Source organism: Streptomyces sp. 891-h (genome assembly GCF_022760275.1).
GTDB lineage: Bacteria > Actinomycetota > Actinomycetes > Streptomycetales > Streptomycetaceae > Streptomyces > Streptomyces spirodelae.
In genome coordinates this window covers 55,895-68,697 of the sequence record NZ_CP050693.1, presented here as the reverse complement: position 1 = coordinate 68,697, position 12,803 = coordinate 55,895, and the positions used below count along the sequence as shown (strand labels likewise).

11 protein-coding genes are annotated in these 12,803 nt (G+C 68.3%); 7 read left to right on the top strand and 4 right to left on the bottom strand.

Annotated features, from left to right (window positions below; translation table 11 throughout):
* Positions 1-14 precede the first annotated feature (14 nt).
* From HC362_RS00345 to HC362_RS00330, 4 genes are all read left to right on the top strand, one after another.
* On the top strand, positions 15-311 hold the full coding sequence (locus tag HC362_RS00345) for a YrhB domain-containing protein (RefSeq protein ID WP_243081652.1): 297 nt from the start codon (positions 15-17) through the stop codon (positions 309-311).
* 35 nt (positions 312-346) lie between these two features.
* Positions 347-1,663 carry a YrhB domain-containing protein gene (locus HC362_RS00340; protein ID WP_243081651.1) on the top strand — a complete coding sequence of 439 codons (1,317 nt, stop codon included), beginning with the start codon at positions 347-349 and terminating at the stop codon, positions 1,661-1,663.
* Between the two features lie 663 nt (positions 1,664-2,326).
* Positions 2,327-2,677, top strand: coding sequence for a hypothetical protein (locus HC362_RS00335; RefSeq protein ID WP_243081650.1), 351 nt, complete (start codon positions 2,327-2,329; stop codon positions 2,675-2,677).
* Between the two features lie 354 nt (positions 2,678-3,031).
* Positions 3,032-3,475, top strand: coding sequence for a hypothetical protein (locus HC362_RS00330; protein ID WP_243081649.1), 444 nt, complete (start codon positions 3,032-3,034; stop codon positions 3,473-3,475).
* A 420-nt stretch (positions 3,476-3,895) separates the two neighbouring features.
* On the opposite strand, the gene HC362_RS00325 is transcribed toward HC362_RS00330, so the two are convergent.
* The 4 genes from HC362_RS00325 to HC362_RS00305 all read right to left on the bottom strand — a co-directional run bounded on the left by HC362_RS00325 (position 3,896) and on the right by HC362_RS00305 (position 9,473).
* Complete coding sequence (locus tag HC362_RS00325; protein ID WP_243081648.1) at positions 3,896-4,744, bottom strand: GNAT family N-acetyltransferase; 849 nt, start codon at positions 4,742-4,744, stop codon at positions 3,896-3,898.
* A 701-nt stretch (positions 4,745-5,445) separates the two neighbouring features.
* A complete protein-coding gene (locus HC362_RS00320) occupies positions 5,446-5,613 on the bottom strand; it encodes a hypothetical protein (protein ID WP_243081647.1) in 168 nt (55 codons plus the stop codon).
* Between the two features lie 826 nt (positions 5,614-6,439).
* The gene (locus tag HC362_RS00315; protein WP_243081646.1) at positions 6,440-7,735 is read right to left on the bottom strand and encodes a PQQ-binding-like beta-propeller repeat protein; all 1,296 of its coding nucleotides are present in this window, start codon (positions 7,733-7,735) and stop codon (positions 6,440-6,442) included.
* A 706-nt stretch (positions 7,736-8,441) separates the two neighbouring features.
* The gene (locus HC362_RS00305; RefSeq protein ID WP_243081645.1) at positions 8,442-9,473 is read right to left on the bottom strand and encodes a LacI family DNA-binding transcriptional regulator; all 1,032 of its coding nucleotides are present in this window, start codon (positions 9,471-9,473) and stop codon (positions 8,442-8,444) included.
* A gap of 139 nt (positions 9,474-9,612) precedes the next feature.
* Here HC362_RS00305 and HC362_RS00300 point away from each other — a divergent pair, with 139 nt between their 5' ends.
* Genes HC362_RS00300 through HC362_RS00290 form a run of 3 tightly spaced genes read left to right on the top strand, consistent with a single transcriptional unit; the run spans position 9,613 to position 12,742 of the window.
* Positions 9,613-10,917, top strand: a complete 1,305-nt coding sequence (locus HC362_RS00300) for an extracellular solute-binding protein (protein WP_243081644.1) — start codon at positions 9,613-9,615, stop codon at positions 10,915-10,917.
* A gap of 32 nt (positions 10,918-10,949) precedes the next feature.
* Positions 10,950-11,915 carry a sugar ABC transporter permease gene (locus HC362_RS00295; RefSeq protein WP_243081643.1) on the top strand — a complete coding sequence of 322 codons (966 nt, stop codon included), beginning with the start codon at positions 10,950-10,952 and terminating at the stop codon, positions 11,913-11,915.
* Positions 11,912-12,742 (top strand): carbohydrate ABC transporter permease, encoded by an 831-nt coding sequence (locus HC362_RS00290; protein WP_243081642.1) that lies wholly within the window; start codon positions 11,912-11,914, stop codon positions 12,740-12,742. The genes HC362_RS00295 and HC362_RS00290 overlap by 4 nt, the downstream gene beginning before the upstream one ends.
* Positions 12,743-12,803 lie beyond the last annotated feature (61 nt).

The window sequence follows — 12,803 nt, the reverse complement described above, 5'->3', positions numbered from 1 at the left end:
CCCGGAAGCACATCATGATCACCCACGACGACGCTCTCGAGGCCGCTCGGGCCTTTCTCCGCACCTCGCCGTACGCGGAACAGTTCACCCTGGTCCTGCAACCGGATCTCTCCCGCGAGTACGAGAGGGCCTGGGCGATCCGGTTCGACTCCCAGGAGCACCTGGAGACGGGGGACGAGACACGGGCTCCGTTCGTCCGCGTCGTCATCGTGCCCAAGGACGGTGCCGCACCCCACCTGCCGCCCACACACCTGCCGGTGGCCGAGTACGTCCGGAACCTCGACCCCGCACAGCCACCGGCCGGAGCCTGACGAGCGAGCGGGGACAAACGGGTCAGGACAGAAACGTGAACCAGGACAACGCACGACACGCCGCCCTCGACTGGCTGAGCGCCACCTACGGGGGGCTCGTCGAACTGCGGGTGGACGAGCCGGTCGCCGAGGACGAAGCGAGCCGGCTCTTCGCCTGCCGGGCAGTGCCCCAGCCCGGCTACCCCGGCAGGCCGATGCTGGCCGCCTCGATCGCCGTACCCAAGGACGGCTCCAGCCCCTTCCACCCCGCTTCCCACGACCTGTGGGGCGACCTGGCCGAATACGCCCGTACGCGCAAGCCGCGCCCCGTCGAGGAGCAGACGCGCCGGCTCAACGCGAGGGGCTGTGTCGTCGCCGTGGAGGGCGGTCTGGCCGGCACCCCGACAGTCCCGCTGCCCTGGTCGCCCGCGCATGAGGCGCCGGGCTGGTGGGACCTGCTGCTCCGCCGGTACTTCCCCGGCGCCGACCGGCTGACCTGCGGCGATTGGGACGAGGTCATCCGCGCCACGCAGGAGTCGGGACCGGGCACCCGCGGTGTGGTGTGGATCCGGCGGCAGGCGGCCGGCGTGGAGGTCTCCGGGCACCTTGTGCACGTCCACAACAACGACGGGAACGTCGTCTTCCTCGACGGTATGACCGGCGGACTGGCACAGCTGGAGACAACAGGCGTCAAGTTCCTGAAATACGCCCGCCGACCCCCCTCGCCCCACACCCCTCCCACCCCGCCCACCCCTCCATGGCGGCGCCCCGCCGACAGCTTCACCACAGCCGTGGTCAAAGCCGAGACGTGGCTGGCACACACCTACGGCGAACCGGTCGAACTCATCGAGCCGTCTCCCGACGACGAGCGGCGCCGCGGCTGGCTGTTCGCCTGCAACACGACGGCTTTCCTGGACGGCGGCGACTGGAGACGGGGCATGCTCGACGCCGCGCTCGTCGTGCCCAAGGACGTCTCCCCTCCCTTCAGCCTGCCCAACTCCAACCCGTGGCAGTGGTTCGAAGCCTGGGACCGGGGCGCCGAACCCGGCGACGACAGCCTGCCGGCACCCCCGACCCCCACCGCCGCCGCATGGCTACCGCCAACCCTGGAGCAGCTCGGCGAACTGCGCTCGGTCTCCACGCACACCGACCTCGCGGCAGTACTGGACGAGCTGGCCACCCTGCCGCCCGGCGCCCGCGCACTCGTCTGGGTCCGGCGCCTCGACGCACGGGGCCGGGAAAGCGTGGGCCTGCTACTGAACGCCTTCCGCACAGCGGAGGGCCGCACGGCTCTGACCGACAGCTCCTCGCAACCGGTGACGGACCTGAACGCGCTGGACGCCTGCGGCTTCCGCCTACTGCGCTACCGCTGACCGCCCCCCGGGGCATCGCCGACGCAACTGCCCCAGCGCTGACCGCTCGGCCGGGTGGATTTCAGCCGGCCGAGCGGCCGCCCCGCCCTGGGCCGGGAGGAAGACGCCAAGCCCGACGGACGGCCACGGAGACCTACCCGGGCTGCTGCCGAGCCCCTTCAGTACCCGTGGGCGGCACGCCAGGTGAGTGGCGTTCGACGCGCAGCGGGATGCGTCGGCCCCGCTGGAGGAGGCGCTGCCGTGTGCTCCTCCCTCCTTGAGCGGGACCCACAGCAGGGCCGCCACGGTCACCACTGCGGCCAGAGCCAGAGCGGCCCAGGAACCGGGACCAGGCTTCAACCCCGTCGTGGTCGTCCTGGCCCCTCGGAGCTTCCGCCTCACTCAGTGCCTCGCCGCCGCTCTCGGCCTCTTCGGCCACACCCAGCCCCTTCATCTCCTGCCTCCCGCCCCGGCGTTGCACAGCACCCGTATCACCGGCGCCGGCCGCGGCTACCCTCACCCATGCGACGCCTGACTGAGCCACCGGGGCCCGCCTTCGCAGAAAGCGAGCCGGTGAGTACGCGCGAAGCAGGGAGACGAGGGGCGATGACGCGGACCAGGGCAGGACAGGCGCCACGGCGAGAAAGACCGGCGGTAGGGGCCGTGCTGTGGAGCCTCTCGGCAGTGCTGCTCCTCGTCTCGCTCACCTTCGCCCTGACCGATGTCTACGCAAACGAAGACCCCGCCGACCCGACGGCGAGCGTGCATGCGGAGTGCGGCTCCCTTCTTTCCCCAACCACACGTCACGTGGACGACTACCGCGATGCCCATGGTGGCCCTGCCGCTGCTGAGGAGTCGGTCGCCGCGCACACACGCGTCTGCGACGCCGCCCGGAGCGCTCAGCGGGACTCGGCCCTCAAAATCCTGGCAACGGGGACTGTCATCGCGGTAGTGGCCATCGGCTTGCACATACATCTGGGACGGCAGCGCCTCTCGGGCCGGGTCGAAGCGTCACCGCACGACTATGGGGACTGAGGTCGACGTCCGCTGCCTCGCCCACCTGGTGCGGACCGGCAGCGACGCGTGGGCCCGTGCCGAGTTCCTCCTGGGCGAAGCCGACCGGCACCAGGTCCGTGAGGCATGGGAGGAGTTCCGCTCACTCCACTCGCCCCCCAGGGGTCCTGCGTGCAAAGGGCGTGGCCTTCACCGGCATCCACCTCGAACGCAACGAACGCGGCAGCCGCTGACGGGCACGCCGAGCCACTCTGCGCCGGTTGCAACTTCCGGCCGCCCTGCATCCTCCCAAGCGGCCCGCGTTGCACGCGGTGACCCGGCAGACGCTGCGCCACCCGGGCACAGCCGCCACAAGGGGGTGGTAGGTTCCGCGGCGTGCACCCGGATGTCTTACAGGCACAGTTTCGTGACCGCAGCCGCCTCATCGCGAACTGGGGCATCGCCTTGCTGTTCGTGGCGACGGTGCTGTGGCTGTGGTGCGGTGTTCTGCTGACGATGCCGTATGAGGTGAAGCGTCACTCCACGGGTGGTTCGCTGCAGTGTGAGCCGCGCCTGTTCACCGACGAGGGGGCCGCCAACGAGGAGAAGCTGGAGGCTCCTTGCGCGGATGAACGGGACTGGCCCGAAGCGGTCGCGCTGCTGGGGGTGTCGGTTCCCGCGGCCGTCGCGGGCGCGGTGTTGCTGACCTGCGGCAGGCTCAGCATCCGGATGAGCGAACATGCCCAGGCTCTGATCACAGCTCGTGAGAAGGCAGCTCGTGAGAAGGCAGCCGCATCCCCTGATCAGGCAGCTCCGGCGGGGGAGCAGAACAGCACATAGCCCGACCACGGCCGTACGGGGGCTGGGCACCCCAGTGCTACACCAGGCAAAGCAGACGGCGTGCGCGGGTATTCACGACAGCGCGGGGCACGGCGCAACGCTGCAGGACCCCCTGGTCTGGCTGGGCCTCGACCACGACGAGGCCTTCGGCGGGCTGGGGGAGCCGTCCATGTCGGCGCGCCGCCTCGATGCGGTGGCGGCTCTGGCACCGCTGGAGGCCGAGTTGGCGACGGCGACAGTCCTCCACCGGGTGGCCACGGGGAGGCGAGGCTCGTCCGGGCGCTGGAGGACATGGCCCTGCTGGACCGCATCCATGCCGTCACCGTGTGCACCGTGATCATGCTGCTGGAGGCCTCGACCGCACCCAGGCCCTGGGAATCGGAGACGGTGGCTGATTCTCCGCTTTCATGTTCCTGGTCCCTATTGGCCCCGGGCCGGCTGATTGGCGATCAGCAAGGTGGTACCGGCCAGGCGGAATCCCAGGCGAGCGTAGATACGGGCGACTGTCTCTTCTGCGTAGGCGAGGAAGACGGTGCGCACGCCACGGTCGCGCGCGTGGGCGACCAGGGCTGCCATGACGGCAGCGCCGAGGCCCTGGCGGCGAGCAACAGGAAGGGTGCCGATCCCACCTATCTCGGTGGTGCTCTCCGCCGGGTGATAGTGGCCCGCGGCAAGCGGGGTGCCGTCTGGGGCGAAGGCGGCGACGAGGGTTTTGTGGCCGGCGCGGAGGGAAGGCCGGATCGTCGCTACCGTGCCATCCGCTGTGAGTCTTCTGGCCGCTGACTCCAATTCCGCGCGGCCTGTCGGCCCCACCGCCGTGCCCTCGTCCCCGAACGCCAGCTCAGGGAGGGCGAGAACGGCTGACAGGGCCGGGTCGTCGGCCCCCAGGGAACGGATGCTGACGCCCTCGGGCACGGACTGAGGGGGCAGCCGGTGGTGTGAGTCGAGGACCATCAGCGGGCGTTCGGCCACGGGGAGCCCCGCTTCCACGATGCGGCCGCGCATTGATGGCGTCGCCTCGGCAAGCCACTCGAAGGATTCCGGCACGCCGAGCTCGCGCTGCCGAGCGCGGACCAGGGCGATGTCGCCAGCAGTGGGTGTCACGGAGGCTGAGACGGGGCGGGCATGATTCGGACCGCCGTAGTACGGGCTACCCGCTTCCTTACGGACGAAGAGGTACAAGCTGCCGAACTTCTCGGTCTTGGAGAACAACAGCGGAACGGTCGCGTAGTACCGCTCGATACGGTCACGCAGAGACGACTCACTCATGCGACGCATCCCACCACAGAGAGCCCTAGCACCGCCCCTGAAAAAGTTCGCGACGGGCCACCCCAGACATCTGAGAACAGGCGTCAACCGAAGAGAAATGCGGGTGAGGTCAGGCCACCGGGGCGAACCGCTCTGTCGCCCTCACAGTGGAAGGCCGTTCATACACGCTGACGTCTCTTCCCTTTGAGCGCCTCCGTCTACAGGGGCAGGGCCTCGACCCGGTCCAGCCCGCCGCCGTCCTCGCTCTCGTCGCTCATCCCCTCAGCGTGCTGCGCCGGGCGAGCCGGCGTCCAGGCCCCTGCACAGCCGCATCGTGCCGGAGGGGCCGACCCCGCCTGACCAGCACCTGTGCGGCGCCCTGAACCGCAGGCGATGACGAGCGCCCTCACCGAGGTGGAGAACGCACACCTACCCGCGCTGCTGCACGCCGGGTCGGTCGCCTCGCTGCTGGCAGGGCACGACAGTGCCTCTGCTGTGTGCTCGGAGGGGGACGAACCGACACCCATAGACTGCAATCGCGGTTCCGAAGCGGATCCAACCCGCCGACGTCGGCACCCGGCCCGCGCCCGTACGGTGTGTCGGCGCTCGTATTCCCCTGATACTTCTGACGTCCGGTCAGGACGTTCAGGCGTGCGGGGCGCCGGGGCGGCCGGTCCCCTCGCCTGCCGACACGCGGACCGGCCGAGGGAGGCTCTTTCGGTTCATCGCACCTTGTATTTGCAGCCCTTGTCGGACTTGCCGCCCTGGTTGTCCGCGACTTCTTTCCCATCGACGGTGATGACGCAAGCGCCCGGCTTGAGCGTGCCGTCGGGGCCGGACGCGAAGAAGACGGCAGATACCGGGGCCCACGGCGGTGAGGTGAAACGCAAGGTCGCTCTTGGGTCACCCCACCGACGGCCGCAGCCGTGCACGCCCGCCCCGACCGGGGCCGAAAGCCTCGGCGAATTGGCTGACCGGGTCGGTCGTCCACCCGCCCGAGCACACCACCGCCGTTGCCTTCGACCGTATCGACCTCGCCGCCACCCCGGCATTGGCCGACGGAGCGCGCACGCTGGGGGAGGAGGACTTCGCGTCCGGTGCCACAGAGGACCGCTACCCCGGCCACTTCGGCCTCGCCCACGGCATCAGCGGCGGTGGCAGCGACCCGGCCCGCACCACCGTCACCGCCCGCCTCGCCGCTCTGCCGTACCACCAGATCGTCCCTCGGTCACGACATCGCGGCCAACGCCGACTTCCTCACCGGACTCGCGGATGGTCTGTGATCCGTTTCCCTCCCATCGGCTGTATGCGGCGGCACGGCAATTGGCCGCGCCGCCGCATCAGGAGGTGCTCGACTACCGATCGGCGTGAAGAGCAGGAGCGATCCTGCACCTGGAGCTGACAAGGCTATCGATGAAGCCGCAGTGCGGCGGCCGCTGGCGTCGCCGCTCAGCCCTGTGCGCGTGCGTGATCGTGCCGACGTCCGCTCAACCGCTGGTGGCCGCACCCAGGGACTGTGACGCACACCAAGGGGAGCAAAACTGCGGAGGATGGGGCAGCGAGCCCGCAGGCAGGTACCCGCCCGCGAACAGCAGCCCTTTGTCCCACGCTCGACCAGCAGGAATACGACCTGACGGCTTGATCACCTCTTCCCCTGAAGTGAACAGTGCCCCTCGGCCTGTCAGGTCGTCACGCCTTGCCCCTCGCCCAAGGCCGTCATGATGGACGCTCACCGTCATCGCGAAGAGCCACCACTCCCGCGCCGGTGCGGACGTAGAGCATTCCCTCGCCCGGCAGGATGGCCTGTGCCTCCTCAGAGAACCATTTCTCGCCCTGCTCACCCAGCAGAACGTGGTGGAAGACACTGTCGATCGGATGGCCGGTCTCCACGCTCCAGCGGGCCTCGCCGCTTCCGGTACCGAACGCGCGGACCACGCCGGAAGCATCGGCGCAATAGACCGTGCCTCCGGCCACCACGGGCGAGCCCACCACCTGCAGCGACTCGAACGGCCGCTCCGGGGTGAGGGGTACCGACCACAGCAGATCGCCGGTCACACTGTCGATGGCCTGAAGGTGCTTGTCATCAGTGAAGGGACCCGGCCTCGGCCTGTCGAGAACGAAGACCATGCCATCGGCTATGGCCGGCCCCCGCTCGCCGGTCATCCCAGCCATCGGCCGGTGCACACGGCGGCGCTCGCCTGTCCTCGGGTCCATGCCCACCACGGCGTCGCCCTCCGTCGTCCACACCAGGCCGTCGGCGACCACCGGATGCGCGAAGGCGAACCACGTCTCCTCCCAGCCGTTCTGCTCGAACAGCACCCTGCCCGTCGCCGGGTTGAATCCGACGATCCCGGACTGCTCGATACCCCACCCCGCGCCAAGTGCCGCATAAGCCATCCCGTCCGGACCAACCGCCGGGCACGCCCGCAGCCAGTTACAGGACTCCACGCCGCTCTCGAACCGCGCGCCGCACCAGACCTCTGTCAGTTCCGGCAGCCGCACCGCCCGAGCCCCGGCCTCGGCTTCATGGATGAGGAGCAGGTCGCCGACAACGGTCGGGGTACCTCCCCGTTTGATGGTGTGCACGATCTCTCCGGAATGCAGATCGTGCACGTGAATCCAGCGCGACGTCCGCCATTCCTCCACGAATACCCATGGCCCCCAGACTGCTGGGGCGGCAATGACACCCGGAATATCGTCGTCTACATCAACGAGCCAGTCATCGTCATCGTCCTCCGAAACCTCCTCCGTGCGGTCCCGGTACATATGGCGCCAGCGTTCAGCACCGGTACGCGCGTCGAAGGCGTGCAGCGCGCCGCCGACTTCCGTGCTCCCCGCAGTGGCGACGAGCAACATGTCACCCGCGAGCGTCGGCGAAGCAAGCACCGGGGACTCAGTCCTGGCCACCCAGGCGATCCGGCCACGCGAGGGAAGCCCCGACGCCTGGTAGGCGCCGAACCGCCCATCGTCGCCATACGAAGGGGTGGACTCACTGCGATCAATCGATGTCACGCCCGGCCTCCCAGGACCGCCACCAGTGGACGGCGCCCACCCTAACGGCCGGTTGCTGGAGAGGTTTCTGTCGAGGCCCTTCCCTTCAGAAGAGCCGCACCCAGACGAGTTCGTGGTCGCCCGCGACTCCGACGACCCCGACCGGTGGGCCGCTTTCGAGGGCAGCGCCATGTCCAATGCCTGCGGTTGTGGTGTGGATGTTCCTGGGGAAGAGCGCGGTTTCATAGGCGCGGGTGGCCGCGTCGATCTCCTGGGCTGTTCGGCGATGGCGCCGCCGAGCTGCCCTGCGTCGAAGAGCGCCCAGTTCGCTCCTTCGCCGTCCGGCGGTGCCAAGTGGGCCGCGTCCTCGATGAGCGTGACACCAGGTACATGTTCCCAGCGGTGCCCGACCGGGTAGCCCGTACAAGGGGCGGAAGATCGGCGGGATGTCGCTGTCCGCGATCAGGAACATGCCAGTCCCTTCGAGCGTCGCACGGTCACGGCGCACAGGCGGTGCTGATCGGGGAGCCTGGACAGAACGTCACGACTGTGAAGAGCGCGCGAGCGACAGCGCGTTGGAAATATCACCGGCAGTCGCTCGGAACTGTACGTCCGCCAAGGCCGGGCGGGCAGCTCGCCGCACTGAGAGTTGTCACCGACGCGCCGTGCGGCCGAACATGAAGTGTTAGCTGCGCGCGTGGTGCAACAGCCTCTCACCTTGCCGAGCTCACTCATGCGGAGGCGGTGCCGTGCTCTTTCTGACGATCAGGCTGGTGGCCAGTTCGAGTCTGGTGGTCACCGGTTCCTGTGCGCGCAGGCGCAGCAGCATATGGACTGCCTCCTCGGCCATCTGCCGCAGCGGCTGGTGCACGGTCGTGAGTGCCGGGCTGGACCATCGGGCGACGGGGACGTCGTCGTAGCCGACCACGGAAAGATCGTGCGGGACGCGCAGGCCGCGGACCCGTGCGGCCTCCAGGGTGCCCAGCGCCTGAAGATCGCTGCCTGCGAAGACGGCGGTCGGCCGCTCGGGGAGGGTGAGCAGCTTCATGGCCTGGTCGTAGCCGCCCTCGACATGGAAGTCCCCGTACTGGACGAGGGCCGGGTCGGTCTCCAGTCCCGCCATGCTCATCGCCGAGCGGTATCCGTCGAGGCGGGCCAGGGAGCAGAGCATGTCGTCGGGGCCGGTGATGATGCCGATGCGGCGGTGCCCGGATTCGATGAGGTGCCGCGTCGCCGCGACCCCTCCGCTCCAGTTCGCGGAGCCGACCGAGGGCACGTCGGGGTCGGGATCTCCGGCCGGATCGATGATGACGAACGGGATGGCACGAGAGTGCAACTGCTGCTTGACCTCGGCCGGAAGTGCGGAGAAGACGAGCACCACGCCGAGCGGCCTGCGTTGCAGTACCCCCTCGATCCACTCGGGGCCGGGAGCGTGCCGGGTGCCGCTCTCGGTGAGCACCACGCTGGCTTGGTGGGCCTTGGCGACGTTCTCCACACCGCGGATCAGCTCCATGGCCCAGATGCTGTCGAGTTCGTGGAAGACGAGCTCGATGAGGGGTGCCTCCCGGGCCGCACGTGTGGTGCGCCGATAGGCATGGGTCTCCAGCAGACGCTCCACCTTGACCCGTGTGGGGGTGGCGACGTCCTGTCGCCCGTTGAGCACCTTCGAAACTGTCGAAATGGAGACACCGGCCTTCTCGGCCACCTGGGCCAGGGTGATGCGGCCCAACTCCTCGTCATCGCGCATGGTGAGGAGCATAAGGCACGCTCATCTCCCGCCGCAGCATAACGAGTTGGTAACTGAGTGAGTGGGGGTTGACCCTCTGCGAGCCGCACTCTAGCGTCCCGACGCAATAAGTTTCGGCGATAGCGTCGAAATATTTTCGAGAGGCGATGCGATGAGGCGACGCGCACGGTTCCCGAGGTCCTCTGCCGGTGGCGCAGTCCTGGCCCTGATGCTTTCCCTGTCCGCGTGCGGGGGAGGCTCCGGCTCGGCGGGCGGGGACGACGGCAAGATCCACGTCCTGGTCTACGGCGACGCCACGAACAAGGTGGAGAAGCAGCTCGTCGCCGACTTCAACAAGACCTCGGACGTCAAGGCGGTGCTGGACACCATCCCGGGCGCCGACTACCAGGCCAAGCTTCAGACGATCATCAACAGCAAGCAGGCGCCCGACATCTTCTTCAACTGGGGCGGCGGCAGCATCAAACCGTTCGTCGAGGCGGGACTGCTGCTGCCGCTGGACGACTTCATCGCCAAGGACCCAGGCCTGAAGAAGAATTTCCTGCCCTCGGTGTTCAACAGCGCCGTGGTGGACGGCAAGGCGTACGGCATCCCCATGCGCGGCACCCAGCCCGTGCTGCTCTTCAGCAACAAGAAGGTACTCAAGGACGCCGGCGTCCGGCAGCCGGAGACCTGGGAGGACCTGCTGGCCGCCGTCAGAAAACTGAAGGCGGAAGGTGTCACACCGATCGCCCTGGGCGGCGGGGACAAGTGGCCCACCCTCATGTGGTTCGAGCACCTCTACGACCGAGTGGCAGGACCGGGGCTGTTCCGGAAAGCCCTCGACGGGGACAAGGACGCCTGGACCGGCGCCGGGAGCCGGAAAGCCCTCGGCATGCTCCGGGACCTGGCCGACGCCGGAGCCTTCGGCACGAACTACGACTCGGTGAAGTTCACCGACCAGGGCTCGCCCACTCTCCTGGCCAACGGCAAGGCGGCATTCGAACTGATGGGTTCATGGGAGTACGCCACGCAGCAGGACGCCCATCCGGAATTCGCCGAGAAGAACCTCGGCTACAGCGCCTTCCCCACCGTCGAAGGCGGTAAGGGCGACCCCCGGAACCTCGTCGGGAACACCAACAACTTCTACTCCGTCCTGAAGAAGACGAAGCACCCCGAGGCCGTCGCGGAGTTCCTGAAGCTCCAGTACTCGGACAAGTTCGTCAAGGCACAGCTGGGGGTCGGCAACCTGCCCACCACAACGAACACCGAGAAGTTCCTGGACACCGCCGCCAGCCCCCGCTTCGCGCACTTCCAGTACGACCTGGTCAAGAAGGCCCCGGACTTCCAGCTCTCCTGGGACCAGGCGTACCCGCAGAAGGCGAAGACATCCATGTACCAGGCCGTACAGCGGTTCCTCAACGGAGGGCTCGACGAGGACGGCTTCATCAAGGCGATGCAGGCCCTGCCCACCTCCTGACCGCGCGCCGGCCCCCTGACTTGGATCACGCCATGACGACCACCAGCCTCACCCCACCCGCCACGCAACGCCGCCAGGCAGCATCGGGCGGACGGCCACCAGGCCGCTCCGGCACCGGCGCCGGCACCGGGACCAGCCGCCCGGGTTCCGCCTGGGCGGTACCCGCCGCCGCCTTCTTCGCCCTGTTCGCGCTCGTCCCGCTCGTCCTGGTCGCTGCGCTCTCCCTCAGCAGCTGGGACGGGCTGAGCGAACCGGAGTTCGTCGGACTCGACAACTGGAAGAAGCTGTTCGACGACCCCGTCATGCTCAAGAGCCTCTGGCTCAGCGTTCTGCTCACGGTGCTCGGGGTCGCCATCCAGACCCCGCTCAGCATCCTGCTCGGCGTCTGGGCCGCAGGCCACCAGCGCAACAGGGCCGTCCTGTCGGCGATCTACTTCGTGCCGCTGCTGCTGTCAGCGACCGCCGTCTCGGTACTGTGGCGCGCCGTACTCGACCCCAACTTCGGGGTGCCGGCGCAGGCGTCCTGGCTGTTCGGCGACGGCAACCTGTTCGGCGTGCAGAGCAGCGCCATCGGCGTCCTCGTCTTCGTCAGCGCCTGGCAGTTCACCCCGCTGCACACGCTCATCTACCAGGGCGCGGCGCGCGCCGTGCCGCAGGTGCTCTACCAGGCGGCGCGGATCGACGGCGCGGGCACCGTGCGGCAGTTCTTCCACATCACGCTGCCTCAGCTGCGCAACAGCATCATCACCTCGATGATCCTGATGGTGGTGGGCGGCCTGACGACCTTCGAAACCGTCCTCATCCTCACCCAGGGCGGCCCGGGCACCGACACCACCATCAGCGCCTTCTACATGTACCAGCAGGCCTTCAAGAGCTTCGACTACGGAACCGCCTCGGCGATCGGTGTGCTTCTGGTCCTCGTCGCCACGTTCATCTCGCTGATCATGGTGCGCCTGTCGGGCTACGGCAAGATGCGCAGCACGATGGAGGGCCTGTGATCAAGCGCCGTCCCAACTACCTCGCCGGCTTCGGGTCCCTGGTGTGGCTCTTCCTGGTCGGGCTGCCGCTGTACGTGATGCTGACCGCCACGTTCCAGTCGCGCTCCGGTTATGCCGAGAACGGTCCACTGGCGCTGCCGGACAGCTTCACGCTCGACAACTACCTCAAGAACCTCGACAACACGGAGAGCGGCTTCGGGCAGTACTTCCTGAACACTCTGATCGTCACCGTGTGCGTAGTGGGCATCGTCCTGCTCCTGGTGCCCCCGCTCTCCTACGCCATCGTCCGCAGCCGCAGCCGGCTGACGAACACCGTCTTCCGGCTCTTCCTGCTCGGCCTCGCCATCCCGTCGCAGGCCGTGATCGTGCCCATGTTCTACGTCATCAGCAAGGCGGGGCTCTACGACAACCTCGTCGGCGTCATCCTGCCGACCGCCGCCTTCGCGATGCCGGTGTGCGCGCTGGTCCTCACGGGGACGATGCGCGACATCACCCCCGATCTGTACGAGGCCATGACCGTGGACGGCGCCTCACCTTGGCGGATCTTCTTCCGTCTGGTGCTGCCACTGTCCCGCGGTGGCCTGTCGACGATCGTCGTCTTCTCCGCGCTCCAGGCGTGGAACGGATTCCTCTTTCCCTTGGTGCTCACCCAGTCGGCGGAGACGAAGGTGATCACGATGGGGCTCTACGACTTCCAGACCGAACACGGAGTAGACACCCCGGGTCTGTTCGCCGCGGTCGTCCTGTCCATGCTTCCCATCCTGCTCGTCTATCTGTTCGCCCGCCGTGCCCTGGTCAAGGGGCTGATGGGCGTCGGAGGAAAGTGACCGGCCACGTGACAGTAGAGACCGCACGCCCCGAGGAGTCCCATGTCCCGCTGTGGAGGGA